We start from the raw sequence: 25,708 nt of genomic DNA, 5'->3' as shown, positions 1-25,708 counted from the left end.
AATTGCAGGTTGCGCGGCTAAGTGGCGGCCAGCATGAAACGGGCGGGATCCTCTCTCTTACTGGGTGTGACACTGGTCCTCGCCGCGTGCAGTCCGCCAGCGGACGAGAGCGACCGGCCCGAAACCGCGCGCGATTTCCCCGAACCCGATCGCCCGGTGTCCGAACTCGGCGCGAACCAGTTCTCCACCGAAACCAAGCGCGACAGCCAGGGCGAGGCGCGCTTGGTGATGGACATGGCGGCGATCGACGCGGGCATGACCGTGGCCGATATCGGCGCTGGCGAGGGTTACTACACGGTGCGCCTCGCGGAGCGGGTGGGCGAGAGCGGGCGGGTCCTTGCACAGGACATCGATCGCTCGGTCCTCGAACGCCTTGGCCGCAGGGTCGAGCGCGAGCGGCTCGACAATGTCTCGATTGCGCTCGGCGCCGGAGATGACCCGCACCTGCCGTTGGAAAGTTTCGACCGCGTCTTCATGGTGCACATGTACCACGAAGTTGCGGAGCCCTATGCCTTCCTGTGGCGCCTGTGGCCGGCGCTGAAGGAAGACGGCAAGGTGATCGTCGTCGATATTGACCGCCCGACCGACCGGCACGGAATCGCGCCCGCGCTGCTTGCCTGCGAGTTCGAGCGGGTCGGCTACCGGCTCGACCGGATCGAGCAGGCGCCCGAGCTGTCGGGATACTTTGCACAATTCAGTCGCGGCGCTACAAGGCCGAAACCTGACGAAATCGCACCCTGTACAGGGCAAGAGAGCGCCGCGAACGCCGAAGGCAATATCGCGACCGGCTAGGCGCTCGTACCTCAGCAAACTGGAAGTTTCATGGCATTCAAAGGACTGCGGCCGATCGAATATGGCGGTCGCGAAGTGTGGCCCCTGATCGAAGGCGGAAAGGGCGTTTCGGCGACCAATCATGCGAGCTCGGGCGCATGGGCGGCGGCGGGCGGCATCGGCACGGTATCGGCGGTCAATGCCGACAGCTACGACGCCGACGGCAAGATCGTCCCCCAGGTCTACGACGCGCTGACCCGCAAGGAACGGCACGAGCAGCTGATCGGATACGCCATCGATGGCGCGGTGGCGCAGGTTCAGCGGGCGCACGAGATCGCGGGCGGAAACGGCGCGATCAACATCAACGTGCTGTGGGAAATGGGCGGGGCGCAGGCCGTGCTCGAAGGCGTGCTCGAAAAGACGCGCGGCCTGGTGACCGGCGTCACCTGCGGCGCAGGGATGCCTTACAAGCTGGCCGAGATCGCGGAGCACTACAACGTCAGCTACCTGCCGATCATCAGCTCCGCCCGCGCATTTCGCGCGCTGTGGAAGCGCAGCTATTCCAAGGTGCCCGAACTGATGGCGGCGGTGGTCTACGAAGACCCGTGGCTGGCTGGCGGCCACAATGGCCTGTCCAATGCCGAGAATCCGCGCGAGCCGCAGGATCCCTATCCGCGCGTCAAGGACCTGCGCGCCACCATGCGCAAGGAAGGCGTTTCCGAAAGCGTGCCGATCGTGATGGCGGGCGGCGTGTGGTACCTGCGCGAATGGGAAAACTGGATCGACAACGAAGAGCTCGGCCAGATCGCCTTCCAGTTCGGCACGCGGCCCCTCCTGACCGAGGAAAGCCCGATCCCGCAGGAGTGGAAGGACGCGCTGCGCGAGATCGAGGAAGGCGACGTGTTGCTGCACAAGTTCTCCCCCACGGGCTTCTATTCCAGCGCGGTGAAGAACGACTTCCTGTACGACCTGATGCACCGCTCCGAACGGCAGATCCCGATCTTCAAGAAGGGCGAGGAAGACGGCACCGAGCCTCTGGCGGACGAAGGCAAGGCGCGCAATTTCTGGGTCAAGCCCGAGGACAAGCCCAAGGCGCGCGAATGGATGGCGCAAGGCTTTACCGAAGCGCTCAAGACGCCAGACGGCACGGCGGTTTTCGTGACGCCCGACAGCCGCGACACCATCCGCAAGGACCAGCAGGATTGCATGGGCTGCCTCAGCCACTGCCAGTTTTCGAGCTGGAAGGACCACGACGATTACACGACCGGTCGCCTTGCCGATCCGCGCAGCTTCTGCATCCAGAAGACTTTGCAGGATATCGCCCATGGTGGGCCGGTCGACGAAAACCTGATGTTCGCAGGCCATGCTGCGTATAGGTTCAAGTCCGACCCGTTCTATTCGAACAACTTCACCCCGTCGGTGAAGCAGTTGGTCGATAGGATTCTGACCGGAGACTGATCGCATGCCCCAGCCAAAGGACGACCATCAGGCTCCGTCCTTCGGCTCGTGGCTGCGCGAATTGCCGAATCTGCCGAAGATCTGGTCGAGCCCGATCCGGCGGGTGCGGATCGATGGGCAGCCCAAATCCGATCAAGAACGGCCGCCCGTCCTCGTGCTGCCGGGTATCCTCTCGAGCGATCCGGCGACCTCGCTGATGCGGCGCACGCTGATCGCCTCGGGCTATGATGCCTTTCCCGCACAGTTGGGTGTTGTCACGGGAGTGACGCCGGAGATCTTCGCGCGCGCCGAGGCGCGGCTCGACGAGATTTATCGCGAGACGGGCCGGAAGGTGGCGCTGGTCGGGATCAGCCTCGGCGGCCTCTACGCCCGCGTTCTGGCGCAGCGCCATCCCGAACAGGTCGCGCTTGTGATGACGCTGGGCACGCCCTTTTCGGGCGACCGGCGTGCGAACAATGCCTGGCGCGTCTATGAAGCGATCAACGATCATACGGTCGACGATCCGCCCCTGCCGGACGATCCGCGCCAGAAGCCGCCGGTGCGCACCATCGCGATCTGGTCGCCTGCGGATGGCGTCGTGGCACCTGCCTGCTCGCGCGGGGAGGAGGGCGAGTGCGACCGTGCGATCGAAGTGCCCGAACGGCATTTCGAATTTTCCGCCAGCCGCGCCTCGATCGGCCGGGTGATCGCGATTCTCGACGAGGAAACCGGCGAGAATTCCCCTCGCGGCGGCAGCTAGTCGGTGAAATGCCAGCCGCGCTCGCCGTGGCTGGAGATGTCGAGGCCTTCCATCTCGTGCTTCTTTTTCACCCGCATGGGGGAGAAGATGTTGATCGCCAGCGCGAGGATCCCGGTCAGTACTGCGCTCCAGAGCGCGACTGCAGCTACGCCCAGCGCCTGCGCACCCAGCTGCCCGGCAGGCGTCACCCCTTCCGGATAACCCGTGCCGCCAAGCGCTGACGACATGAACAGGCCCAGCAGGAGGGAGCCCAGGATGCCGCCGACGCCGTGCACCGCGAAGACGTCGAGCGAATCGTCGATGCCCCACCTGCGCACCTGAAGGACCGCGAAGTGACAGACCACTGCCGCCAGCGCACCGAACAGGATCGCGGCTCCGGGCGAGATGTAGCCTGCTGCGGGCGTGATCGTCGCCAGCCCCGCGACAGCGCCGGTGGCCCAGCCGATCGCGGTCGGCTTACCGAAATTGATCCGCTCGATCAGCAGCCAGACGAGCGCCGCGACGCTGGCCGCGACATGCGTGTTGATGATCGCGCTCGACGCATCGTCGGTCGCCGCCATCGCCGATCCGCCGGTCAAGCCGAACCATCCGACCCACAGCAGCGCCGCACCGACCATCGTCAGGGCCGGAGCGTGCGGGATCAGCGGCTTGTCGGGAAAGCCCCGGCGCCGGCCCATCATGACCGCAACGACGAGTGCGGAAACGCCCGCAGTGGTGTGAACCACGAGGCCGCCTGCGAAGTCCGCCGTGCCGAAGCTGCTCGCTAGCCAGCCGCCGCCCCAGATCCAGTGCGCGACCGGTGCGTAGACTGCGACGCTCCACAGGGCGCAAAAGATCACGACCCAGCTGAACCGGGCGCGGTCGACCCATGCGCCGATCATCAGCGCGGGCGCAATCATGGCAAAGGTCATCTGGAACAGCACGAAGGTGCTTTCGGGCACGGTGGTTCCGCCGCGCAAGTTGGTCAGTTCGATCAGCATCCAGGCGCGCCCGTTGCCGAACCAGCCATTGCCGACGTCGCCGAAAGCGAGCGTGTAGCCCACAACGATCCACAGAACCGATACGATACTGGCGACCGCGCCGGTCTGCAGCGCGACCGAGAGCACGTTCTTAGACCGCACGAGCCCGCCGTAAAGCAGCACGAGACCCGGCAGCGTCATCATCAGCACCAGCGCCGATGCAGCGAGGACCCACGCGGTGTCGCCGGTATTATTGGTGACGAGCGCGCCGACCTCCTGCGCATTTGCCCCGCTCGCAAGAAAAACCACCGTCAGCAAAGCCAGTGCCGATCGCATCATGTACCCCGTCCCATCCACCGATTGCGCACGCTATGCCCGATATTTGGTGGATTATTGGTTTATCGGGTCAGGCGTGCGGCGAGATGCGACGGGTGTGCCCAGCGATATCGGCTCAGAAGAGCGCGTCGAGCACCTGATCGGGCGGGCGGTGGCCGTCGGCCCAGAAGCGGATATTGGCGATCACCTTCTCGCCCGACGCGACGCGGCCTTCGGCGGTGGCGCTGCCGATATGGGGCAGGGTCATCACGTTGGGGTGGGCGAGCAGGCGCGGATCGACGTCCGGCTCGTCCGGATAGACGTCCAGCCCCGCGCCCGCGAGACGGCCGCTTTCGAGCGCCGCGATCAGCGCTTCCTGATCGACCAGGTCGCCGCGCGCGGTGTTGATGAGGAACGCGCCCGGCTTCATGCGCCGGATCGCATCAGCGTCCAGCATACCGCGGCTTTCCGGGTTGGCGGGGCAGTGCAGGGTGAGGATGTCGGCCTGCGCCAGCATCTCGTCCAGGGTTTCGACATAGGTGGCCCCAAACATCCGTTCGACCGCTTCGGGCAGCCGCTTGCGGTTGTGGTAGGCGATGTCGAGCCCGAAGGCCTTGGCGCGATGCGCCACGGCCTGGCCGATGCGGCCCATGCCGACGATGCCCAGCGTCTTGCCGGCCAGCTTGCGGCCGAGCAGCGCGGTGGGCGCCCAGCCGGTCCACTCGCCGCTGCGGACCAGCGCCACGCCTTCGCGCATGCGCCGGGGCACGCCGATGATCAGCGCCAAAGCCAAGTCGGCGGTGTCTTCGGTGAATACGCTGGGCGTGTTGGTCACGGTGATGCGCCGCTTCGCCGCTGCGGCCAGATCGAGATGATCCGTGCCCGCGCCGAAACTGGCGATGAGGCGCAGACGATCGCCCGCATTCGCGATCATCTCCGCATCGATCCGGTCGGTCACGGTGGGCACCAGCACGTCGGTCTCCCGCATCGCGGCCAGCAGCTGCTCGCGCGAAAGCGGCGTGTCGCTGGGGTTGAAGCGGCAGTCGAACAGCTCCGCCATGCGCGCCTCGATGTCGGGGGAGAGCGCGCGAGTAACGATGACGCGGGGTGTGCCTTCGATGCGGCGGGCGGGAGATTGAGATGCGCTGGCCATAGAGTTTGCGTGCTTGGCGCGTGGGGCAAAACTGGTCAAGCGACGGCTTGTCCCGGCTTGCCAGATCGGCGGCCTCTGCGGTACTTCATTCGGCCATGCTGAAACGCGCAACCATGCTTGCCGCAGGCCTTGCCTTGCTGATCGCCAGCCCCGCCGGGGGGCAGAATGTCGAGACGCCATATTGGGCGACGATAGACGTCACCGAAGCGAACATGCGCGTGGGACCGAGCGCGGAATACCGGATCGCGTGGATCTACAAGCGCAAGGGGTTGCCGGTAAAAGTGGTGCGCCTTCGCGAAGGGTGGCGGCTGGTCGAGGACCCCAGCGGCGAGCGCGGCTGGATCGCCGCCCGCCTGCTGAGCCGCACGCGCGGCGCGATCGTGACGGGCGAGGGTCTTGCCGAGATGCGCGACGCGGGAACGATAGACTCCGCGATCAAGTGGCGGCTCGAGCCGGGCGTGGTCGGCAAGCTTGGCGACTGCGCCGACAACTGGTGCGAATTCGCGGTGGAAAAGCGCTCGGGCTTCGTCGAGGCGGACCGCCTGTGGGGCGCAGGCGAGCCATAGGGGCCCGCCTGCAGCCTTTCATCCGCTCCGGCCGGTCGTCACATCATCTCCACCGCAACGGCCGTGGCTTCGCCGCCGCCGATGCACAGGCTCGCGATGCCCTTCTTCTTGCCCTGCTGCTTGAGCGCGTTGAGCAGGGTGACGATGATCCGCGTGCCGCTGGCGCCGATGGGGTGACCCAGCGCGGTGCCGCCGCCGTTCACGTTGATCTTCTCGTGCGGTATGCCGATGTCGCGCATCGCGAACATGGCGACGCAGGCGAAGGCTTCGTTCACTTCCCACAGGTCGACTTCGTCGGCCGACCAGCCAGCCTGTTCGAGCACTTTCTCGATCGCACCGATGGGTGCCACGGTGAACTTCGCAGGCTCCTGTGCATGCGCCGCAAGGGCGACGATCTTCGCGACGGGCGTCTGGCCGTTTTCCTTGGCCACGCTTTCGCGTGTGAGGACCACGGCAGCGGCACCGTCCGAAATGCTCGACGAGGTCGCGGCGGTAATCGTGCCGTCCTTGGCAAAAGCGGGGCGCAGGCTCGGGATATTGTCGGGCTTGCCCTTGCCGGGCTGCTCGTCGTGCTCGACCACGGTCTCGCCCTTGCGGGTCACGATGGTGATCGGAACGACCTCGTCAGCAAAGGCACCGCTCTCGATCGCGGCATTGGCGCGGCGAAGCGATTCGATGGAATACTCGTCCATCTGCTCGCGCGTCAGCTGGTATTCGTCGGCGGTTTCCTGCGCGAAAGTGCCCATCGCGCGGCCTTCCTCGTAGGCATCTTCCAGCCCGTCGAGGAACATGTGGTCGTAGGCGGTGTCGTGGCCCAGTCGCGCACCCGAACGGTGCTTTTTCAGCAGGTACGGCGCATTGGTCATGCTCTCCATGCCGCCGGCGACCACATAGTTGACGCTACCGCTCGCGAGCGCTTCGGAGCCCATGATGACGGTCTGCATGCCGCTGCCGCAGACCTTGTTGACCGTGGTCGCCTGGACCGACTTGGGCAGGCCCGCCTTGATCGATGCCTGGCGCGCGGGCGCCTGGCCGAGGCCGGCGGGCAGGACGCAGCCCATATAAGTGCGGTCGAAGCTGTCCACCGGCACGCCCGAGCGGTCCACCGCCGCCTTTACCGCCGTCGCGCCGAGATCGGTCGCCGAGGCGTCGGCCAGCGCGCCCTGCATGCCGCCCATGGGCGTGCGTGCGTAGGAGAGGATGACGATCGGGTCTGCCTTGGAAAACTGGGCCATGAGGGTTCGCGTGCCTTTCTGCTGTCGCAACGGTTTGGCTGATGTCGCGTTCGATGTAGTAGAGTGAGACAGAAACACAATCGGAGAGCCGAGACATGCCCGACACCCCGCCAAAGAGCCTCGAGCCTATTCTGCAGGCGCAGCGCAGGGCCTTCGCGGCGGCGCGGCCCGAAGCGCTCTCGGTCCGGCGCGACCGGATCAAGCGGGCGATGTCGATCCTTTCCGAGCACGGCGAGTCGCTTGCCGCGGCGATGAACTCCGATTTCGGCAGCCGCAGCTACGAAGGATCGATGATGACGGATATCGTCAGCACCATCGGCTTCGGCAAATACTGCCTCAAGAACCTCGATCACTGGGCCGCGCCGGACAAGCGGTCGGTCCGCTTTCCGCTCGGCCTGATGGGGGCCAGGGCCGAAGTGCGCTACGAACCCAAGGGCGTCGTGGGCATCATGAGCCCGTGGAATTTCCCCGTAAACCTCTCCTTTGGCCCGCTGATGCAGGTGCTGGCGGCGGGCAATCGCGCGATGATCAAGCCGTCCGAATTCACACCTGCAACCAGCGACCGGATGCGCGAACTGATCGCGGACGCCTTTGCCGAAGACGAGGTCACCGTCATCACCGGCGGGCCCGAGGTCGCGCAGGCGTTCTCCTCGCTCCCCTTCGATCACCTCGTCTTCACCGGTTCGACCGAAACGGGGCGCAAGGTGATGGAGGCGGCGGCGAAGAACCTGACGCCCGTGACTCTTGAACTGGGCGGGAAGAGTCCGACGATCATCGGCAAGGGCGCAGACCTCACCCGCGCCGGCGAGCGGATCGCGCTCGGCAAGATGCTCAACGCCGGCCAGATATGCCTCGCGCCCGACTATCTGCTGGTGCCCGAAGATCAGGAAGAGGGCGTGATCGCCGCCGTCCAGCTGGGAGTGCACGAGATGTACCCGACGCTGCTCGACAACGAAGATTACACCGCCATCATCTCCGACAAGCATTTCGACCGGCTGCGCGGCCTCGTTGACGATGCGACGTCGAAGGGAGCCGAGGCGATCGTGGTCAATCCCGCGAACGAGAGCTTCGCCAGCGCGAACACACGCAAGATGCCGCTCACCATTCTGCGGAACGTCACCGACGACATGAAGGCGATGCAGGAGGAGATCTTCGGGCCGGTCCTGCCGGTGAAGACCTACAAGGCGGTGGACGAGGCGATCGACTACATCAACGATCACGACCGTCCGCTGGGGCTCTATTATTTCGGGGGCGACAGCAAGGAGCGCGAGCGGGTGCTCGATCGCACGATCTCGGGCGGGGTGACCGTCAACGACGTCATCTTCCACATTTCGGTCGACGACATGCCCTTCGGCGGGGTCGGCCCGTCAGGCATCGGCTGCTACCACGGGCCGGAGGGGTTCCGCGAATTCAGCCATGCACGCAGCACCTATCAACAGCCCAAGATCGACATCGCCAAGCTCGCCGGGCTCAAGCCGCCCTATGGCGAGACGGCAAGGAAGGCGATCGAGCGCGAGTTGAAATAGAAGCATCGCGTGCGCCTTCGGCTTCGCGGGCGTGGATGTTGCATGAATTGCGGGGGGAGTTGCGTCGCAGGCTCCCTTGCGCGTTCGCGGCCTGAGGCCTAGAGGCGTGCCCCGAAAGACCTGCTTTCGGAATCGCCAGCTCTCTGGAATCAAACGTGATCGATCTCGAACAATATCTGCCCATCCTCCTGTTCCTCGGCGTGGCGCTGGCGATCTCGTGCGTCTTCGTGTTCCTGCCGATGGGTGTCAGCCGTCTGACCGGCACGCATAACCCCACGGCAGAGAAGCTGAGCGAGTATGAATGCGGCTTTCCCGCCTTCGAAGAGCCGCGCAGCCAGTTCGACGTGCGCTTCTACCTCGTTGCGATCAGCTTCATCATTTTCGATCTCGAGGCATCCTTCCTCTTCCCATGGGCGGTAAGCCTGGACGAGACCGGCTGGACGGGCTGGCTTGCTATGATGAGCTTTCTCGGGATTTTGGCGATCGGGCTGACTTACGAGTGGAAAAAGGGCGCGTTGGAGTGGGAGTAGTCCTGCCGGCTTGCGCGTTGTGGAATTGACATGAGCGATAATCAGACCATCACTCCTGCCGGGCGGGACCCGCACTTGCAGCCGACGGCCAAGCCGGGCGAGGTGCGCGCGCCGGATCAGGAATATTTCAACGCTCTCTCGACCGAAGTGAACGACAAGGGCTTCCTGCTGACCAGCACCGAAGACCTGTTCCAGTGGGCGCGCACGGGCTCGCTCTGGTGGATGACGTTCGGTTTGGCGTGCTGCGCGGTGGAGATGATCCACGTCAATATGCCGCGCTACGACATGGAGCGTTTCGGTGTCGCGCCGCGCGCGAGCCCGCGGCAGAGCGACGTGATGATCGTCGCGGGTACGCTGTGCAACAAGATGGCCCCCGCGCTGCGCAAGGTCTACGACCAGATGTCGAACCCGAAATATGTCATTTCGATGGGGTCGTGCGCCAATGGCGGCGGCTATTACCACTATTCCTACAGCGTCGTACGCGGCTGCGACCGGATCGTGCCGGTCGACATCTACGTGCCCGGGTGCCCGCCGACCGCCGAAGCGCTGCTCTATGGCGTGATGCAGCTGCAGCGGAAGATCCGCCGCAGCGGGACGGTGGAACGATGAGTGGGGAGCGCTAGCATGACCGTCCTCCACTCCGCCCCCCGCTTCACCCGGATCGATGGCTTGAAGGATACGCTTTCGGGCGCGCTCGGCGCGATGCTGGTCGAGGCGCGCGAGGAGCACGGCGAGCTATCGCTGCGGGTCGAGCGCGATCGGATCGAAGATGCGCTGCGCGTGCTGCGCGACGATCACGGCTACCAGCAGCTGATGGAGATCGCCGGAGTCGACTATCCGAGCCGTCCCGAACGGTTCGAGGTGGTCTACATGCTGCTCTCGCTCACGCTCAACAGCCGCATCATGGTCAAGGTCAGCGCCGCCGAAGCGACGCCCGTGCCTACGGTCACGACCTTGTGGCCCAATGCGGGCTGGCTCGAGCGTGAGGTGTTCGACCTGTACGGCGTGGTCTTCGCGGGCAATATGGACCTGCGGCGGATCCTGACCGATTACGGCTTCGAAGGGCATCCCTTCCGCAAGGACTTCCCGCTGACCGGCTATGTCGAGCTGCGCTATTCAGAGGAAGAGCAGCGGGTGGTTTACGAGCCGGTCGAGCTCGCCCAGGACCTGCGCAGCTTCGACTTCCTCTCGCCCTGGGAAGGCGCGGATTACGTGCTGCCCGGCGACGAGAAGGCGCATACGCCGCCAGTCGACGAATCGAAGACGACCGACAGCCCCAAGGAAACCGGGGCGGGCAAGAAGACGGACGAGAAAGCCGACGAGAAAGTGAGCGAGGGCGCTCCGGCCGAGGAAATGACCGGCGAGGATCGCACCCCCGCACCCGAGCCGACCGAGGACCGCAAGGACCGCCCGGAACGCAAGGGCGACACGAAGGACACTGCTGCCGCGACGCAGCCTGAAGGCAAGTCGGCGGACAAGGATTGATCGACCGGCTGCGGGTGTCCGCAGGCGCTGATCGGATGTTGGAGATGGTAACGATGAAGAAAGTGCTGATGGTTTCGGCCGCGATCCTTCTCGCGGCCTGCTCGCAGAACGACAGCGCTGGCGAGGGCGGTGACGATTTCGCCGCGCGCGTCGGTGCCGATGGCGAAGCACCCGCTCCGCAAGGCACGGTCGCACCCGCCGAAAGCACCGAGGCGCGTAGCTCGGTCGTTCCCGAAGGGGCCGATCCGATGGCGCTCGAGAAACTCGGCAATATCGCCCGGGTCGATCTGGGGCCGCGCGACGGCGGTTGTACCTTTTCGCTCGATGCGCAGGAAATGCTGATGGCGGGCGCGCCGAACGATCCGGCGGTCATGGGCAAGGGCGTCGTCCGCCTGGGCGGCGAACTGATCAACCTGACCGCGGAAGAAGGCGGGCTGGAGGCTATCTATGCAGGGCCGACCCTGTCGGCCGAAGGCGTTACGGTGAAAGTCGTGCCCGCTGCGGGCAACGATGCGCAGCGTACCGCCGATCTCTACGTCGCCGCCGATGGCCAGCAGCGCAAGTTCGCCGGTGGCAAATGGGCATGCGGCTGATGATGACGGCCCGCGGGTAAATTGAAGGCCAGGAGCTTATGGCACACGGACTGACGATCGAGGAATCGCCGACCACCGGCGACGACGAGATCACGAACTACACGATCAATTTCGGGCCGCAGCACCCTGCGGCCCACGGCGTGCTGCGCATGGTGATGGAGCTCGACGGCGAGATCGTGGAGCGTGTGGACCCGCATGTCGGCCTGCTCCACCGCGGCACCGAAAAGCTGATCGAGCACAAGACCTACCTGCAGGCGCTGCCCTATTTCGACCGGCTCGATTACTGCTCGCCGCTGTGCCAGGAGCACAGCTACGTGCTCGCGATCGAGAAGCTGCTCAACCTCGAAGTGCCGATCCGCGCGCAGTACCTGCGCGTGCTGTTCGCCGAGCTGACCCGCATTTCCAACCACATGCTCAACATCGGCGCGCATGTGATGGATGTCGGCGCGATGACGCCCAACCTGTGGGTGTTCGAGCTGCGCGAAGACTGCATGAACTTCTTCGAACGCGCCAGCGGCGCACGCATGCATTCGGCCTGGTTCCGCCCCGGCGGTGTGCATCAGGACGTGCCCGAGAAGCTGCTGGTCGATATCGGCGAATGGATCGAGGGGCGGCTGCCCGAGCTGTTCGGCGATGCGATGAGCCTTGTCACCGACAACCGCATCTTCAAGCAGCGCAATGTCGATATCGCGGTCGTGAGCCGCGAAGACGCGATCAAGTGGGGCTTTTCGGGCCCGCTGATCCGTGCGGCGGGCGTGCCGTGGGATCTGCGCAAGTCGCAGCCCTACGACGTGTACGACCGGATGGATTTCGAGATTCCGGTTGGCACCAATTCGGACTGCTACGACCGCTTCATGGTCCGCGTGCAGGAAGTCTACCAGAGCGCGCGCATCATCAAGCAGTGCCTGACGGAAATGCCCTCGGGCCCGATCGCCAGCGACGACCGCAAGGTGGTGCCGCCCAAGCGCGGCGAGATGAAGCAGTCGATGGAAGCGCTGATCCATCACTTCAAGCTCTACACCGAAGGCTTCCACGTGCCCGCGGGCGAGGTCTACGTCGCGACCGAGAGCCCCAAGGGCGAGTTCGGCGTCTTCCTCGTCAGCGACGGGTCGAACAAACCCTATCGCTGCAAGATCCGCCCGACGGCGTTCTCGCACCTGCAGGCGATGGACATGATGACCAGGGGCCACATGCTGGCCGACGCCACCGCCATCCTCGGCGCGATCGACGTCGTCTTCGGGGAGTGTGACCGGTGAGCAAGAGAACCACATTTGAATTGGGTGGGTTGATCTGTGCCCTCTTCCTTATGGCTTATCTGGTAGGCGACATCGCTGGTTTCTGGGAATCCTCGCTCGTGTACTCGATGGCTCTCGTCTTCGTCGGATTGATTTCGTTTGGTCTTGCGAAGCGTTCTTCGAGCCGGGAGACTGCCAATGGCTGACCGTTCCGTCGCACCCGACACCCCCGAACTGCGTGAGCGCTGGGGCAATTTCGCGTTCTCCGCCGAGTATGAGGCGAAGGCGAAGAAGGCCATTGCGCGTTACCCGGAAGGGCGCAGCAAGTCGGCGGTGATGCCGCTGCTCGACCTTGCACAGCGCCAGGTCGGCGAGGAAACCGATACGCAGGGGTGGCTGCCGCTGCCCGTGATCGAGTATGTCGCAGGCTATCTCGACATGCCGGTGATCCGCGTGCTCGAAGTCGCGACATTCTACTTCATGTACAACCTCGTGCCCGTGGGTAAGTACCACGTGCAGGTATGCGGCACGACGCCGTGCATGCTGCGCGGCAGCGACGACATCATCGCGGCGTGCAAGGCGCGGGGCATGAAGAAGGGCGCGGTGTCCGAAGACGGCCTGTGGACGCTGACCGAAGTCGAATGCATGGGCAATTGCGCAACCGCGCCGATGGTCCAGATCAACGACGACAACTACGAAGACCTGACGGTCGACCGGCTCGACGCCGTGCTCGATGCGCTGGCCAAGGGCGAACAGCCCAAGACGGGCACACAGGAGCCGGGCCGCCACACGTCCGAGCCGAGCGGCGGGCCGACCACGCTCAAGGAAATGGTCACCGAGAACCACGATTACCGGGGTGAATGGTGATGGACGGCGCGGTCAAGAAAGGCTTCCCGTTCGTCGGTATTTGCTTCCTGGTGCTTGCGGTGATCAAATTCCTTCAGGGTGACGACTGGGTGGTCTGGGCCATTCTGGGCTTCCTGTTCGGAGGCTTCGGTGTCTTCGGGGCCCGGTCCAAGAAAGAGAGTGAGCAGTGAGCGCGGAGTCTGGTAACAAAACGGCGCTCGGCATCGCTTTCCTGACGATCGGGATTGCCTTGGCGGTGTCGTTCGCGCTGACGCTCGGCCCGGCCTTTTTCGGTCTGGGCCTGCCGTGCATGGGGCTGGGCCTGATTTTCATGAGCCGCAAGCGGGCAGATGATGCCGATGAGGGGGTGCGTGATGGAATTTAGCATCGTCACCATCATCGTCGCGCTGATCGTCGTTGCTGTTGCGTGGAAGGTGCTGAGCGGGATTTTCAAGACGCTCGCGCTGCTCGCCATCCTCGCCGTGGCAGCCTTTGTTGTGTTTGGAGTTATGTCGTGAGTCTCGCCGACAAGGACCGCATTTTCACCAACCTCTACGGTTTTCAGGACTGGGGCCTGAAGGCCGCGCAGGCCCGTGGCGACTGGGACGATACCAAGGCGCTGCTGACCAAGGGGCAGGACGCGATCATCGAGGACGTGAAGGCGTCCGGTCTGCGTGGGCGCGGCGGTGCCGGCTTCCCGACGGGCATGAAGTGGTCCTTCATGCCCAAGGAAAGCAAGGATGGCCGCCCGAGCTTCCTCGTCATCAATGCCGACGAATCCGAGCCGGGTTCGTGCAAGGACCGCGAGATCATCCGCCACGATCCGCACAAGCTGATCGAGGGCGCGCTGGTCGCGGGCTTCGCGATGCGCGCGCGTGCCGCCTATATCTACATCCGCGGCGAATATATTCGCGAGGCCGAGACGCTGCAGGCCGCGATCGACGAGGCTTACGATGCCGGTCTGATCGGGAAGAACGCCTGCGGTTCGGGCTACGACTACGACGTCTTCCTCCATCGCGGCGCGGGCGCTTACATTTGCGGCGAGGAAACGGCGCTGATCGAAAGCCTCGAGGGCAAGAAGGGCCAGCCGCGCCTCAAGCCGCCGTTCCCGGCGGGTGCGGGCCTCTATGGCTGTCCGACGACGGTGAACAATGTCGAATCGATCGCGGTCGTACCTACGATCCTTCGGCGCGGTCCGGCATGGTTCGACGGCTTCGGACGCGAGAAGAACTCTGGCACCAAGCTGTTCCAGATCAGCGGGCATGTCGAGAAACCCTGCGTGGTTGAGGAAGAGATGAGCATTCCCTTCCGCGAACTGATCGAGCGGCACTGCGGTGGCATCCGTGGCGGTTGGGACAACCTGCTGGCGGTGATCCCGGGCGGCTCGTCCGTGCCGCTGGTCCCGGCCGAGCAGATCATGGACTGCCCGATGGATTTCGACGGGTTGAAGGAACTGGGCAGCGGCCTCGGCACCGCCGCCGTGATCGTGATGGACAAGTCGACCGATATCGTGCGTGCCATCAGTCGCATCTCGTACTTCTACAAGCACGAGAGCTGCGGCCAGTGCACGCCGTGCCGTGAGGGCACCGGGTGGATGTGGCGCGTGATGAAGCGGCTCGAGACGGGCGATGCGGACATCGACGAGATCGACATGCTCCACACCGTGACCAAGCAGGTGGAAGGCCACACGATCTGCGCGCTGGGCGATGCCGCCGCATGGCCGATCCAAGGGCTGATCCGGCATTTCCGCCCCGAGCTGGAGCGGCGCATCGCCGAGCGCGCCGAAGCGATGCAGGAGGCAGCGGAGTGATCGGCCTCGGCATCATTCTGGTATCGCTGGCCGGTCTCGGGAGCGCGCAAGACGCCCAGGAAATCACTGTCATGCCGTCGCGCAGCGTCTCCATCCCGATGTACGATGCGACCGGGATGAAAGCGTGGGCAAGTTGCGCGTGGGAAAAACTCCCCGTATCGGCTGCAAACCTCGTCGCGTATCAAAGCTTCGAGAAGGACGCGCCGAAGAACGACGGCATTCCTTTCGCGAACGGGGAGGAAACCCTCAATTACCGGATCAATGCGGCATGTGGCGAGCATCTTTCGGCAGGGGATCGCAATGCCATAAGCCCGATGGTGAAACGCGCAAAGCAGCGGATTTTGACCGATGCGCGCCCGGCGCAGATCGCAGCGACCGATGCCGACGTGGAATCCTTCGTCTGTTCGCTGAAGGTCGATGGTCGCTACGTCAGGACTGAATTCGAACTCGACACGCCGAGCCCGCGCCGGCTCCCTGCCAAGCAGGCCGACTGTTTTCTGATCAATTCCGACGGAAGTCTCCAAGATGCCTAAAGTCACCGTAGACGGACAGGAAATCGATGCGCCCGACGGCGCGACCGTGCTGCAGGCGTGCGAGCTTGCGGGCAAGGAGATCCCGCGTTTCTGCTATCACGAGCGGCTGAGCATTGCGGGCAATTGCCGCATGTGCCTGGTCGAAGTGAAGCCCGGGCCGCCCAAGCCGCAGGCGAGCTGTGCGCTGCCCGCCACCGAGGGCCAGGAAATCCGCACCGACAGCGAAATGGTGCGTGCCGCGCGCGAAGGCGTGATGGAGTTCCTGCTGATCAACCACCCGCTCGATTGCCCGATCTGCGACCAGGGCGGCGAGTGCGACCTGCAGGACCAGGCGATGTATTACGGGCGCGGCGCGACGCGTTATCACGAGAACAAGCGCGCGGTGACCGAGAAGTACATGGGCCCGCTGATCAAGACGATCATGACCCGCTGCATCCACTGCACCCGCTGCGTGCGCTTTTCCGAGGAAATCGCGGGCGTGGACGAAATCGGCGCGCTCTATCGCGGCGAAGACATGCAGATCACGACCTATCTGGAGCAGGCGGCGAGCCACGAGCTTTCAGCCAACGTGATCGACCTGTGCCCGGTCGGCGCGCTCACCAGCCGCCCCTATGCCTACGAGGCGCGGCCGTGGGAGCTCAAGCGCACGCTCAGCATCGACGTATCCGACGCGGTTGGCGCGAATATCTCGCTCCACTCGCGTGGCCGCGAGGTCATGCGCGCGCTTCCCCGCATCAACGACGACGTCAACGAGGAATGGCTGTCCGACAAGGGCCGCTACCAGGTCGACGGGCTGACGCGCCGCCGGCTCGACGCGGTATGGATGCGCGCCGTGGGTGGTGAGAATGCGGGCAAGCTCCAGCGTGCCAGCTGGGAACAGGCGTTCGAAGCCATCGTGAAGGCCGCGAAGCAGGGCGGGGAAGGCTCGATCGCGGCGGTCGCGGGCGATCTCGTCGACTGCGAGACGATGTTCGCCGCCAAGCGCCTGCTGGCCGAGCTGGGATCGGACAAGCTCGAGGGTCGCCAGACCGGGCTCGACTACGATTGCACCAGCCTCGCCGGGATCGGCTTCAATTCGGGCTTCGCCGGTATCGAGACGGCCGACGCGATTCTGATCGTGGGCAGCCAGGTCCGTCACGAGGCGCCGCTGATCAATGTACGCCTGCGCAAGGCGGCCAAGCGCGGCGCGAAGATTTTCCTGATCGGGCCCGAGTGGGACACGACCTTCGACTGCGAATTCCTGGGCGAGGATGCGGGCCTGCTGCACGACCTGCCCGGCCATGTTGCCGACGCGTTCAAGGACGCCGCGCGGCCTGCCATCATTGTCGGCCCCGGCGGGCTTGCGGCGGGTGCGCTGCACCCGGCACTGGCGCTCGCGAACGAGTGGAACCTCGTGCGCGATGCAGACGGAGAGGCCTGGAACGGCTTCAATGTCATCCACACCGCCGCCGCCCGCATGGGCGCGGTGATGCTCGGCTATGCGCAGAAGGGCGGGATCGAGGATTTGGTCGACGCGGCGCCTGCCGTGCTGCTGTCGCTCGGCGCGGATTCGCTCGACTATTCGAAGTTCGAGAAGAGCCTGAAAGTCTATATCGGCCACCACGGCGATGCGGGCGCACATGCTGCGGATATCATCCTGCCCGCCGCCTCCTATGCGGAGAAAGACGGGACCTACGTCAACACCGAAGGCCGCGTGCAGTTCGCCGAGAAGGCGGTGTTCGCGCCCGGCGACGCGCGTGAGGACTGGACGATCCTGCGCGCGCTGGCCGATGCCTTCGGCGTCACCGTCGGCTTCGACAGCTTCGCGCAGCTCCAGTCGGCGATGATCGAAGCCGTGCCCGCGCTTGGCGAGGAAGGCCTAGCCGATCTGGGCAAGCTGCCCAAGGGCAAGAAGACGCCCAAGGCCAAGGGCGCGATTCGCTATCCGATTGCGGACCCGTACCTGACCAATCCCATCGCCCGCGCCAGCGAGACGATGCAGCGCTGCTCGGCCGAACTGGTCCATGGCGAAGAGATGCTGGAGGCGGCGGAATGAGCGCGCGCATCCTTCAATCTGCTCCGTACATCTTGATGTGGTTGGCGGTTGCAATCGCAATTGTTTCAATCGGTCATGCCATTCTGATGTATCAAGTTGCGCAAGAGCAAATCGCGGATGGTACGCGGATTGAGCACACCCTGCTTTCGTTGAGCGTTTTCATCTCAGATCTTGCCAGCAAGATCGGGTGGGCCACGATACCCTTTGGTTTCGCAGCCCTGCTTTACCGTATGGACCGGAAAGCCTGACCATGACCGAATTCTTCCAGAACCTCGGCCTGAACTACGAGTTCTCGTGGTTCATCGCGACCATCATCGGCATCCTGCTGATCGCGCTGCCGCTGATGCTGGCGGTGGCCTACGTCATCCTGATCGACCGCAAGGTCTGGGCCGCCATCGCGCTGCGCAAGGGCCCCAACGTGGTCGGCCCCTTCGGCTTGCTGCAGAGCTTCGCCGACGGTTTGAAGGTCTTCCTGCAGGAAACCATCGTTCCGAGCGCGGCGAACAAGGGCATCTTCATCATCGCGCCGATCATCACCTTCACGGTGGCGCTGGCGGCTTGGGCTGTGGTGCCCTTCGCCGATGGCTGGGTGCTGGCGGACATCAATGTCGGCCTGCTCTACATCCTCGCGATCAGTTCGCTGTCGGTTTACGGCGTGGTGATGGCGGGCTGGGCGAGTAACTCGAAATACCCGTTCTTCTCCGCCATGCGCGCCGCAGCGCAGATGATTTCCTACGAAGTCTCGATCGGCTTCATCCTGATCTGCGTCGTGCTGTGGGCGGGGACCTTCAACCTGACCGACATCGTCGAGAGCCAGCGCGGCCACGGGCTGGGCATCGTCAACGGCTATTATTTCAACCTGCTGCTGTTCCCGATGTGGGTGGTGTTCTTCATCTCCAGCCTCGCGGAAACCGCGCGTGTGCCGTTCGACCTGACCGAGGCGGAAAGCGAGCTGGTCGCGGGTTACCAGACCGAATATTCCAGCATGGCCTTCGCGCTGTTCTGGCTGGGCGAATATGCCAACATCCTGTTGATGTGCGCGCTCAACACGCTGCTGTTCTTCGGCGGCTGGCTGCCCCCGATCGACTGGGCACCGCTGTACTACGTGCCCGGTTTTATCTGGTTCTTCCTCAAGACGCTGTTCTTCTTCTTCATGTTCAGCTGGGTGATGGGGACCGTGCCCCGCTATCGCTATGACCAGCTGATGCGGCTCGGCTGGAAGGTGTTCCTGCCGATGAGCCTGATCTTCGTTTTCGTAATTAGCGGCTATCTGATGGCCACCGGACATTATTCATGAGCATCGCCCAGACCATCAAGGCCTTTACCCTCTACGAGTTCGTGAAGGCCCACGCGCTGACCCTGAAGTATCTTTTCAAGCCCAAGGTCACGATCAACTATCCGTACGAGAAGAACCCGGTTTCGCCGCGGTTCCGGGGCGAGCATGCGCTGCGCCGCTATCCCAACGGGGAAGAGCGCTGCATTGCATGCAAGCTGTGCGAGGCGGTGTGCCCCGCGCAGGCGATCACCATCGAGTCGGAGCCGCGCGCGGACGGTTCGCGCCGCACGACGCGCTACGACATCGACATGACCAAGTGCATCTATTGCGGTTTCTGCCAGGAAGCGTGCCCGGTGGATGCCATCGTCGAGGGTCCGAACTTCGAATATTCCACGGAAACCCGCGAGGAATTGCTGTATGACAAGGCCAAGCTGCTCGCCAATGGTGACAAATGGGAACGCGCCATCGCAGCCAACCTTGAAGCCGACGCGCCCTACCGCTAGGCGCGCCACACACCACGTTCGGGGCACTCTTCAAAAGCCATGATCCAGGCCATCGCCTTTTACCTCTTCGCGTTTCTCGTGATCGCCAGCGGCGTGCTGACGATCATGAGCCGCAATCCCGTGCACTCGGTGCTTTGGCTGATCCTCGCGTTCTTCAACGCCGCGGGGCTCATGGTGCTGCTGGGGGCCGAATTCATCGCGATGCTGCTGATCGTCGTCTATGTCGGTGCCGTGGCCGTGCTGTTCCTGTTCGTGGTCATGATGCTCGACATCGACATGGCTGAGATGCGGGCCGGGTTTATCAAGAATTTCCCGCTGGGCATCGCCATCGCGCTGATTCTGCTGGCGGAGCTGGTGCTCGGCATCGGCGCGCTCAATGCTGGCGCGCTGGAACTGGGCACTGCGACGGGCGCGAACGCACCGGACTTCGCGCAGAGCAACATCGAGAATATCGGTGCGCTGCTCTATTCGGAATATATCTTCATCTTCGAAGCGGCGGGGCTGATCCTGCTGGTGGCGATGATCGGCGCGATCGTGCTGACCCACCGCGACCTCAAGACCACGCGCGGCCACCAGAACATCACCAGGCAGGTGCGTCGCAATCCGAAGGAAGCGACGCAGCTCAAGCAGCCCACCGTGGGTGAGGGGGTCGAACTGTGACCCTTCGACAAGCTCAGGGCGAGCGGATCAAAGGAGCTGCGCGCTCATGATTGGGATCGAACATTACATCATCGTCAGCGCGATCCTGTTCGTGCTGGGCGTGCTGGGCATCTTCCTCAACCGCAAGAACGTGATCGTCATCCTGATGGCGATCGAGCTGATCCTGCTGGCGGTGAACATCAACCTCGTCGCTTTCAGCGCCTTCCTGGGTGACCTAACCGGGCAGATCTTTGCGATGTTCGTGCTCACCGTCGCGGCGGGCGAAGCGGCCATCGGGCTTGCTATCCTCGTCATCTTCTTCCGTGATCGCGGCACGATCGCGGTCGACGATGTGAACCGGATGAAGGGCTGAACTACCCGTGCAGTCTTCGATCCTCATCATCGTATTCCTGCCCCTCCTCGCGTCGATTATCGCCGGGCTGTTCGGCGGGGCGCTCGGCAAGACCGTTTCCAAGGCGATCACCACCGGTGCGCTGTTCGTGTCCTGTGCGCTCAGCTGGCCGATCTTCCTTGGTTTCCTCGGCGGCACGGCAGAGGCGCAGGTCGTTACCGTGCTGCAATGGGTCAGCTCGGGCGACCTCAGCTTCGACTGGGCGCTGCGGGTCGACACGCTGACCGCGGTCATGCTGGTGGTCATCACCAGCGTCTCCGCGCTCGTCCACCTCTACTCCTGGGGGTACATGGACGAGGACCCCGACCAGCAGCGGTTCTTCGCCTATCTGAGCCTGTTCACCTTCGCGATGCTGATGCTCGTGACGGCGGACAACCTCGTGCAGATGTTCTTCGGGTGGGAAGGCGTCGGCCTCGCGTCCTACCTGCTGATCGGCTTCTGGTACAAGAAGCCCAGCGCCAGCGCCGCCGCGATCAAGGCCTTCGTGGTCAACCGCGTCGGTGACCTCGGCTTCATGCTCGGCATTTTCGGGACATTCCTCGTGTTCGGGACGGTCTCGATCCCGCAGATCCTCGAGATGGCTCCGGCGATGAGCGGCAGCTCGATCACGTTCATGGGCATGCGCCTGATGACGATGGATATCCTGTGCCTGCTGCTGTTCGTCGGCGCGATGGGCAAGTCGGCGCAGCTCGGCCTGCACACCTGGCTGCCCGACGCGATGGAAGGCCCGACGCCGGTCTCCGCGCTGATCCATGCCGCCACCATGGTGACCGCGGGCGTGTTCATGGTCTGCCGCCTGTCGCCGATGTTCGAGACCGCGCCGGTCGCGCTGACCTTCGTCACGGTGATCGGCGGGGCGACGGCGCTGTTCGCGGCGACCATCGGCACCACGCAGTGGGACATCAAGCGGGTGATCGCTTATTCGACCTGCTCGCAGCTCGGCTACATGTTCTTCGCGGCGGGGGCTGGTGCCTACGGCGTGGCGATGTTCCATCTCTTCACGCACGCCTTCTTCAAGGCGCTGCTGTTCCTCGGCGCGGGCGCGGTGATCCACGCGATGCACCACGAGCAGGACATGCGCTATTACGGCGGTCTGCGTAAGCGCATCCCGATCACCTTCTGGGCGATGATGGCGGGTACGCTCGCGATCACCGGCGTCGGCGTGCTCGGTGTGTTCGGCTTCGCAGGCTTCTATTCGAAGGATGCGATCCTCGAAGCCGCCTTCGCGCGCGGCACGGGCGCAGCCAACTTCGCCTTCTGGGCAGGTGCCATCGCCGCCCTGCTCACGAGCTTCTACTCCTGGCGTCTGATGTTCCTGACCTTCTGGGGCAAGCCGCGCTGGGCCGCCAGCGAGCATATCCAGCATGCCGTCCACCATGGCCACGACGAGCCGGACGAGCATAATCCGGCTGCGCAGGAAGATTCTGGCGAAAGCGTCGCGCACCACGTCCCCTCGACCGAGGAAGACGACGGCACCGCGGGCTATCACCCGCACGAGGCGCCGTGGGTGATGCTCGTGCCGCTGCTGGTGCTGAGCCTCGGCGCGGTGTTCGCGGGCTTCGTCTTCTACGAGCCGTTCGTCGATTCCGAGGAATTCTGGGCCGGTTCGATCTATTTCAATTACGATCTGGTCCACGCGATCCACGGCGTTCCGCTGTGGGTGAAGCTGACCGCGACCGCCGCGATGCTGCTGGGCCTGCTGACCGCGTGGTACGCCTATATCCGCAATCCCAAGGTGCCCGAGGAGGCGGCGGATCAGCTGGGCCCGATCTATCGCTTCTTCCTCAACAAGTGGTATTTCGACGAATTGTACAACTTCCTGTTCGTGAAGCCGGCGTTCTGGTTCGGTCGGGTGTTCTGGAAACAGCTCGATATCGGCGTCATCGACCGCTTCGGCCCCGATGGTGCGGCCTGGGTGGTCAGGCAGGGCGCTGATGGTGCCAAGCGGATCCAGTCGGGCATGCTCAACACCTATGCGCTGGTCATGCTGCTCGGCGTGGTGGCCGCGATCACCTGGGTGCTGCTGTGATGGAGGGCTTTCCGATCCTTTCGCTTATGCTCGCCGTTCCGCTGATCGGGGCGATCCTGTGCTTTGCTGTCAATGCATCGACGGCGCGCTGGGTCGCGCTGATCGCGACGCTGATTGACCTTGCGCTGGGCATCGCGCTCTGGGCGAATTTCGATATCGGCGGCGCGCAGTGGCAGTTTACCGAGCGCGCGGACCTGTTTGCGGGCTTCGAATACAAATTGGGCATCGATGGCATCGCGCTGATGCTGATCATGCTCAGCGTGTTCCTGATGCCGATCTGCATCCTCGCCAGCTGGACCAGCGTGACCAAGCGCGTGGGCGAATACATGGCCGCGTTCCTGGTCATGGAACTGCTGATGATCGGCGTGTTCGCCGCGCAGGACATCTTGCTGTTCTACATCTTCTTCGAGGCAGGCCTGATCCCGATGTACCTGATCATCGGCATCTGGGGCGGATCGGACCGGATCTACGCCAGCTTCAAGTTCTTCCTCTACACGCTGCTCGGCTCGGTCGTGATGCTGATCGCCATGCTGTGGATGATCAACGAGGCGGGCACCAGCGACATCCCCACGCTGCTGCAATACGATTTCGATCCGCAGGCGCAGACCTGGCTGTGGCTCGCCTTCTTCGCCAGCTTCGCGGTGAAGATGCCGATGTGGCCGGTCCACACCTGGCTGCCCGCCGCGCACGTCCAGGCGCCCACGGCGGGCTCGGTCATCCTCGCGGGCGTGCTGCTGAAGCTGGGCGGATACGGCTTCATCCGCTTCAGCCTGCCGATGTTCCCCGAAGCATCCGCGCAGTTCGTCTGGCTGGTCTTCGGCCTGTCGATGATCGCGGTGGTCGTCACCAGCCTGATCGCGCTGGTCCAGCAGGACATGAAGAAGCTGATCGCCTATTCGTCGGTCGCGCACATGGCGATCGTGACCGCAGGCCTGTTCGCGTTCAATTTCCAGGGCCTCGAAGGCGCGATGGTGATGATGCTGAGCCACGGCCTCGTCTCGGGCGCGCTGTTCCTGTGCGTCGGCGTGATCTACGATAGGCTGCACACGCGCGAAATTAGTCGCTATGGCGGCCTCGCGACCAACATGCCGCGCTACGCGCTGTTCTTCCTGCTGTTCACGATGGCGAGCATCGGCCTGCCGGGGACGAGCGGCTTCGTGGCGGAGTTCATCAGCCTTGCGGGCGTATACCAGATCTCCAGCACGACGACCTTCGTCCTGACGACTGGCATCATCCTCGGCGCGGGCTACATGCTCTATCTCTACCGCCGTGTGGTGTTCGGCACGCAGGATAATGCCGATGCGGCCGCCATGCCCGATCTCAACGCGCGCGAGTGGCTGATGCTGACGCCGGTTGCCGCAGCGGTGCTGTGGATGGGCGTCTATCCCGAAAGCTTCCTCGCCCCCATGCGCACCGACATTGCCGCGATCGAAGCGCGCATCGCGCGTGCCGCGCCGCAGAGCGACGCGCGGGTGGCAGCGGGCCAGGCGCGCGAGCATTCAGCGAATTACATGCCGCACGAAGGCGGAAGCGAAGAGGGCGGCGAACACGGCGGTGATGGCGAAAGCCACGGCTCCGAAGGCGAACATTGATGGATTACGCAACTTCATTCGGCCTCGTGCTGCCCGAACTCGTGCTGACCGCTGCAGGCCTGATCCTGCTGATGTTCGCGGCATTCGGGGGCGACAAGACCGGCCGTCTCGTCTCGATCCTCGCCGCCGTGGCGCTGGGCGGGGCGGGTGCTCTCGTCATCCCGACGCTGGTGAACGGCGTGAGCGGGGCGGAAGCGATGGCCTTCAACGGGCAGCTGAGCGCCGACAGCTTCTCTGCCTTCGCCAAGCTGCTGACCTATCTCGCGGCCATCGGCTGCCTGATGATCGCCCCGGGCTTCTTGGAGGCCCGCCGGGCGATGAAGCCCGAATATGCGGTGCTGCTGGTCTTCGCGACGCTCGGCATGAGCATCATGGTCTCGGCGACCGATCTGATGACGCTCTATATCGGGCTCGAGCTCAACAGCCTCGCCGCCTACGTTCTCGCCAGCTTCCTGCGTAACGACAGCCGTTCGGCCGAAGCGGGCCTCAAATATTTCGTGCTCGGCGCGCTCGCCAGCGGCATCCTGCTCTACGGCATGAGCCTGACATACGGCTTCACCGGCACGACCAGCTTCGACGGGATTCGCGCGGCGCAGGAAGCGGGCCTTTCGACCGGCGCGCTGTTCGGCCTGATCTTCGTGCTGGCGGGTCTTGCGTTCAAGATCAGCGCGGTGCCGTTCCACATGTGGACGCCCGACGTCTACGAGGGCGCACCGACCCCGGTGACGACCTTCTTTGCGACCGCGCCCAAGGTCGCCGCGATCGCGCTGACCGCGCGCGTGGCGCTCGACGCCTTCGGTTCGGTCCCCGATGCCTGGCGCCAGATCGTGATCTTCGCCGCGCTCGCCTCGATCGTGGTCGGCGCGCTGGGCGCGATCGGACAGAACAACCTGAAGCGTCTGCTGGCCTATTCCTCGATCAACAATGTCGGCTTCATCCTGATCGGCCTCGCCGCGGCGACCGCCGAGGGCGCCAGCGCGATGCTGTTCTACCTCGCGATCTATGTCGTGATGTCGCTGGGCAGCTTCGTCGCGGTGCTGATGCTGCGCAATGGCGATGGCGAGTACCTCGAGACTTTCGACGATATTGCAGGCCTTTCGAGCACGCGGCCCGGCGTTGCCTGGTGCTTGCTGATCCTGATGTTCAGCCTCGCGGGCATCCCGCCGCTGATGGGCTTCTTCGCCAAGCTGGAAGTGTTCCGCGCGGTGGTCGAAGCGGGGCTGATCCCGCTCGCCGTGATCGGCATCGCGGCCAGCGTCATCGGGGCGTTTTACTACATCAAGTTCGTCAAGGTGATGTTCTTCGACGAGGCTGTGGACCGCGCGACCCAGCGCGGCAGCGGGGCGCAATGGGCGGTCCTCGGCATCTGCACGCTGCTGATCTCGCCGCTGGGCTGGTTCCTCTCGCGCGGGCTCGAACTGATGACCGATACCGCAGCGGCGGGGCTGTTCGCCGGCGTCTGACGCCG

The 25,708-nt window shown here is 64.3% G+C and carries 28 protein-coding genes and 1 pseudogene; 26 read left to right on the top strand and 3 right to left on the bottom strand.

Annotated features, from left to right (window positions below):
• The first annotated feature begins 33 nt into the window (after window positions 1-33).
• The 3 genes from DL238_RS11285 to DL238_RS11275 are packed head-to-tail and all read left to right on the top strand — an operon-like array spanning window position 34 to window position 2,968.
• Window positions 34-792 carry a class I SAM-dependent methyltransferase gene (locus DL238_RS11285; protein ID WP_115492893.1) on the top strand — a complete coding sequence of 253 codons (759 nt, stop codon included), beginning with the start codon at window positions 34-36 and terminating at the stop codon, window positions 790-792.
• A 30-nt stretch (window positions 793-822) separates the two neighbouring features.
• Window positions 823-2,229, top strand: coding sequence for an NAD(P)H-dependent flavin oxidoreductase (locus DL238_RS11280; protein WP_115492349.1), 1,407 nt, complete (start codon window positions 823-825; stop codon window positions 2,227-2,229).
• Window positions 2,230-2,233: 4 nt separating this feature from the next.
• Entirely contained in the window at window positions 2,234-2,968 is a 735-nt protein-coding gene (locus DL238_RS11275; RefSeq protein WP_115492348.1) for a lipase family alpha/beta hydrolase, read from the top strand.
• Here the strand turns inward: DL238_RS11275 and DL238_RS11270 are convergent.
• Both DL238_RS11270 and DL238_RS11265 read right to left on the bottom strand, forming a co-directional pair.
• On the bottom strand, window positions 2,965-4,266 hold the full coding sequence (locus DL238_RS11270; RefSeq protein WP_115492347.1) for an ammonium transporter: 1,302 nt from the start codon (window positions 4,264-4,266) through the stop codon (window positions 2,965-2,967). The two genes, DL238_RS11275 and DL238_RS11270, sit on opposite strands and share 4 nt — an antisense overlap.
• A gap of 112 nt (window positions 4,267-4,378) precedes the next feature.
• On the bottom strand, window positions 4,379-5,395 hold the full coding sequence (locus DL238_RS11265; protein ID WP_115492346.1) for a 2-hydroxyacid dehydrogenase: 1,017 nt from the start codon (window positions 5,393-5,395) through the stop codon (window positions 4,379-4,381).
• A 95-nt stretch (window positions 5,396-5,490) separates the two neighbouring features.
• Here DL238_RS11265 and DL238_RS11260 point away from each other — a divergent pair, with 95 nt between their 5' ends.
• Entirely contained in the window at window positions 5,491-5,961 is a 471-nt protein-coding gene (locus tag DL238_RS11260) for an SH3 domain-containing protein (protein ID WP_115492345.1), read from the top strand.
• 38 nt (window positions 5,962-5,999) lie between these two features.
• On the opposite strand, the gene DL238_RS11255 is transcribed toward DL238_RS11260, so the two are convergent.
• On the bottom strand, window positions 6,000-7,196 hold the full coding sequence (locus tag DL238_RS11255) for a thiolase family protein (RefSeq protein ID WP_115492344.1): 1,197 nt from the start codon (window positions 7,194-7,196) through the stop codon (window positions 6,000-6,002).
• Window positions 7,197-7,285: 89 nt separating this feature from the next.
• Here DL238_RS11255 and DL238_RS11250 point away from each other — a divergent pair.
• The 22 genes and pseudogenes from DL238_RS11250 to nuoN form a co-directional block, all read left to right on the top strand.
• Window positions 7,286-8,722, top strand: a pseudogene (locus tag DL238_RS11250) (coniferyl aldehyde dehydrogenase); the annotation flags it as partial.
• A gap of 155 nt (window positions 8,723-8,877) precedes the next feature.
• Window positions 8,878-9,252, top strand: coding sequence for an NADH-quinone oxidoreductase subunit A (gene ndhC, locus DL238_RS11245; RefSeq protein WP_115492342.1), 375 nt, complete (start codon window positions 8,878-8,880; stop codon window positions 9,250-9,252).
• 30 nt (window positions 9,253-9,282) lie between these two features.
• Entirely contained in the window at window positions 9,283-9,861 is a 579-nt protein-coding gene (locus DL238_RS11240; RefSeq protein ID WP_234031054.1) for a NuoB/complex I 20 kDa subunit family protein, read from the top strand.
• Between the two features lie 15 nt (window positions 9,862-9,876).
• Window positions 9,877-10,737 (top strand): NADH-quinone oxidoreductase subunit C, encoded by an 861-nt coding sequence (locus tag DL238_RS11235; RefSeq protein ID WP_115492341.1) that lies wholly within the window; start codon window positions 9,877-9,879, stop codon window positions 10,735-10,737.
• A 35-nt stretch (window positions 10,738-10,772) separates the two neighbouring features.
• Window positions 10,773-11,330 (top strand): hypothetical protein, encoded by a 558-nt coding sequence (locus DL238_RS11230; protein WP_234031053.1) that lies wholly within the window; start codon window positions 10,773-10,775, stop codon window positions 11,328-11,330.
• Between the two features lie 38 nt (window positions 11,331-11,368).
• On the top strand, window positions 11,369-12,586 hold the full coding sequence (locus DL238_RS11225) for an NADH-quinone oxidoreductase subunit D (protein WP_115492340.1): 1,218 nt from the start codon (window positions 11,369-11,371) through the stop codon (window positions 12,584-12,586).
• Window positions 12,583-12,771 (top strand): hypothetical protein, encoded by a 189-nt coding sequence (locus tag DL238_RS11220; protein WP_115492339.1) that lies wholly within the window; start codon window positions 12,583-12,585, stop codon window positions 12,769-12,771. Before DL238_RS11225 ends, DL238_RS11220 begins: the two co-directional genes overlap by 4 nt.
• Complete coding sequence (nuoE, locus tag DL238_RS11215; RefSeq protein ID WP_115492338.1) at window positions 12,764-13,432, top strand: NADH-quinone oxidoreductase subunit NuoE; 669 nt, start codon at window positions 12,764-12,766, stop codon at window positions 13,430-13,432. Before DL238_RS11220 ends, nuoE begins: the two co-directional genes overlap by 8 nt.
• On the top strand, window positions 13,432-13,602 hold the full coding sequence (locus DL238_RS16140; protein ID WP_181883955.1) for a hypothetical protein: 171 nt from the start codon (window positions 13,432-13,434) through the stop codon (window positions 13,600-13,602). The genes nuoE and DL238_RS16140 overlap by 1 nt, the downstream gene beginning before the upstream one ends.
• Window positions 13,599-13,796 (top strand): hypothetical protein, encoded by a 198-nt coding sequence (locus DL238_RS11210; RefSeq protein ID WP_115492337.1) that lies wholly within the window; start codon window positions 13,599-13,601, stop codon window positions 13,794-13,796. The genes DL238_RS16140 and DL238_RS11210 overlap by 4 nt, the downstream gene beginning before the upstream one ends.
• A complete protein-coding gene (locus tag DL238_RS16135) occupies window positions 13,786-13,929 on the top strand; it encodes a hypothetical protein (protein WP_181883893.1) in 144 nt (47 codons plus the stop codon). Before DL238_RS11210 ends, DL238_RS16135 begins: the two co-directional genes overlap by 11 nt.
• Complete coding sequence (gene nuoF, locus DL238_RS11205) at window positions 13,926-15,221, top strand: NADH-quinone oxidoreductase subunit NuoF (protein ID WP_115492336.1); 1,296 nt, start codon at window positions 13,926-13,928, stop codon at window positions 15,219-15,221. The genes DL238_RS16135 and nuoF overlap by 4 nt, the downstream gene beginning before the upstream one ends.
• Window positions 15,218-15,754: a hypothetical protein gene (locus DL238_RS11200; protein WP_115492335.1), complete on the top strand. Its 537-nt coding sequence runs from the start codon at window positions 15,218-15,220 to the stop codon at window positions 15,752-15,754. Before nuoF ends, DL238_RS11200 begins: the two co-directional genes overlap by 4 nt.
• Window positions 15,747-17,789, top strand: a complete 2,043-nt coding sequence (gene nuoG, locus DL238_RS11195; RefSeq protein ID WP_115492334.1) for an NADH-quinone oxidoreductase subunit NuoG — start codon at window positions 15,747-15,749, stop codon at window positions 17,787-17,789. Before DL238_RS11200 ends, nuoG begins: the two co-directional genes overlap by 8 nt.
• Window positions 17,786-18,037, top strand: a complete 252-nt coding sequence (locus DL238_RS11190; protein WP_115492333.1) for a hypothetical protein — start codon at window positions 17,786-17,788, stop codon at window positions 18,035-18,037. The genes nuoG and DL238_RS11190 overlap by 4 nt, the downstream gene beginning before the upstream one ends.
• Before the next feature lie 2 nt (window positions 18,038-18,039).
• The gene (gene nuoH / locus DL238_RS11185; protein ID WP_115492332.1) at window positions 18,040-19,086 is read left to right on the top strand and encodes an NADH-quinone oxidoreductase subunit NuoH; all 1,047 of its coding nucleotides are present in this window, start codon (window positions 18,040-18,042) and stop codon (window positions 19,084-19,086) included.
• Complete coding sequence (gene nuoI / locus DL238_RS11180; protein ID WP_115492331.1) at window positions 19,083-19,568, top strand: NADH-quinone oxidoreductase subunit NuoI; 486 nt, start codon at window positions 19,083-19,085, stop codon at window positions 19,566-19,568. Before nuoH ends, nuoI begins: the two co-directional genes overlap by 4 nt.
• Window positions 19,569-19,607: 39 nt before the next feature.
• A complete protein-coding gene (locus tag DL238_RS11175; protein WP_115492330.1) occupies window positions 19,608-20,228 on the top strand; it encodes an NADH-quinone oxidoreductase subunit J in 621 nt (206 codons plus the stop codon).
• A gap of 46 nt (window positions 20,229-20,274) precedes the next feature.
• Window positions 20,275-20,580, top strand: a complete 306-nt coding sequence (nuoK, locus tag DL238_RS11170; protein ID WP_115492329.1) for an NADH-quinone oxidoreductase subunit NuoK — start codon at window positions 20,275-20,277, stop codon at window positions 20,578-20,580.
• Between the two features lie 7 nt (window positions 20,581-20,587).
• Window positions 20,588-22,648 carry an NADH-quinone oxidoreductase subunit L gene (gene nuoL, locus DL238_RS11165; protein ID WP_115492328.1) on the top strand — a complete coding sequence of 687 codons (2,061 nt, stop codon included), beginning with the start codon at window positions 20,588-20,590 and terminating at the stop codon, window positions 22,646-22,648.
• Complete coding sequence (locus tag DL238_RS11160; RefSeq protein ID WP_115492327.1) at window positions 22,648-24,240, top strand: NADH-quinone oxidoreductase subunit M; 1,593 nt, start codon at window positions 22,648-22,650, stop codon at window positions 24,238-24,240. Before nuoL ends, DL238_RS11160 begins: the two co-directional genes overlap by 1 nt.
• Window positions 24,240-25,703, top strand: coding sequence for an NADH-quinone oxidoreductase subunit NuoN (gene nuoN / locus DL238_RS11155; RefSeq protein ID WP_115492326.1), 1,464 nt, complete (start codon window positions 24,240-24,242; stop codon window positions 25,701-25,703). The genes DL238_RS11160 and nuoN overlap by 1 nt, the downstream gene beginning before the upstream one ends.
• The last annotated feature ends 5 nt before the right edge of the window (window positions 25,704-25,708 follow it).

It is taken from the genome of Alteriqipengyuania lutimaris (assembly GCF_003363135.1).
Classification (GTDB): domain Bacteria; phylum Pseudomonadota; class Alphaproteobacteria; order Sphingomonadales; family Sphingomonadaceae; genus Alteriqipengyuania; species Alteriqipengyuania lutimaris.
Note: the sequence above shows the minus strand (reverse complement) of the source record. Positions and strands in the feature narration are given on the sequence as shown.

Bases quoted from the DNA above. Each gene is read 5' to 3' on its own strand.
- DL238_RS11285 (WP_115492893.1), top strand. From the start codon at position 34: ATGAAACGGGCGGGATCCTCTCTCTTACTGGGTGTGACACTGGTCCTC.
- DL238_RS11275 (WP_115492348.1), top strand. From the start codon at position 2,234: ATGCCCCAGCCAAAGGACGACCATCAGGCTCCGTCCTTCGGCTCGTGG.
- DL238_RS11260 (WP_115492345.1), top strand. From the start codon at position 5,491: ATGCTGAAACGCGCAACCATGCTTGCCGCAGGCCTTGCCTTGCTGATC.
- DL238_RS11255 (WP_115492344.1), bottom strand. From the start codon at position 7,196: ATGGCCCAGTTTTCCAAGGCAGACCCGATCGTCATCCTCTCCTACGCA.
- nuoN (WP_115492326.1), top strand. From the start codon at position 24,240: ATGGATTACGCAACTTCATTCGGCCTCGTGCTGCCCGAACTCGTGCTG.
- DL238_RS11270 (WP_115492347.1), bottom strand. From the start codon at position 4,266: ATGATGCGATCGGCACTGGCTTTGCTGACGGTGGTTTTTCTTGCGAGC.
- DL238_RS16140 (WP_181883955.1), top strand. From the start codon at position 13,432: ATGGACGGCGCGGTCAAGAAAGGCTTCCCGTTCGTCGGTATTTGCTTC.
- DL238_RS11235 (WP_115492341.1), top strand. From the start codon at position 9,877: ATGACCGTCCTCCACTCCGCCCCCCGCTTCACCCGGATCGATGGCTTG.
- nuoI (WP_115492331.1), top strand. From the start codon at position 19,083: ATGAGCATCGCCCAGACCATCAAGGCCTTTACCCTCTACGAGTTCGTG.
- DL238_RS11175 (WP_115492330.1), top strand. From the start codon at position 19,608: ATGATCCAGGCCATCGCCTTTTACCTCTTCGCGTTTCTCGTGATCGCC.
- DL238_RS11265 (WP_115492346.1), bottom strand. From the start codon at position 5,395: ATGGCCAGCGCATCTCAATCTCCCGCCCGCCGCATCGAAGGCACACCC.
- DL238_RS16135 (WP_181883893.1), top strand. From the start codon at position 13,786: ATGGAATTTAGCATCGTCACCATCATCGTCGCGCTGATCGTCGTTGCT.
- DL238_RS11280 (WP_115492349.1), top strand. From the start codon at position 823: ATGGCATTCAAAGGACTGCGGCCGATCGAATATGGCGGTCGCGAAGTG.
- DL238_RS11230 (WP_234031053.1), top strand. From the start codon at position 10,773: ATGTTGGAGATGGTAACGATGAAGAAAGTGCTGATGGTTTCGGCCGCG.
- nuoH (WP_115492332.1), top strand. From the start codon at position 18,040: ATGACCGAATTCTTCCAGAACCTCGGCCTGAACTACGAGTTCTCGTGG.
- DL238_RS11190 (WP_115492333.1), top strand. From the start codon at position 17,786: ATGAGCGCGCGCATCCTTCAATCTGCTCCGTACATCTTGATGTGGTTG.
- DL238_RS11225 (WP_115492340.1), top strand. From the start codon at position 11,369: ATGGCACACGGACTGACGATCGAGGAATCGCCGACCACCGGCGACGAC.
- nuoE (WP_115492338.1), top strand. From the start codon at position 12,764: ATGGCTGACCGTTCCGTCGCACCCGACACCCCCGAACTGCGTGAGCGC.
- nuoG (WP_115492334.1), top strand. From the start codon at position 15,747: ATGCCTAAAGTCACCGTAGACGGACAGGAAATCGATGCGCCCGACGGC.
- DL238_RS11160 (WP_115492327.1), top strand. From the start codon at position 22,648: ATGGAGGGCTTTCCGATCCTTTCGCTTATGCTCGCCGTTCCGCTGATC.
- nuoK (WP_115492329.1), top strand. From the start codon at position 20,275: ATGATTGGGATCGAACATTACATCATCGTCAGCGCGATCCTGTTCGTG.
- DL238_RS11240 (WP_234031054.1), top strand. From the start codon at position 9,283: ATGAGCGATAATCAGACCATCACTCCTGCCGGGCGGGACCCGCACTTG.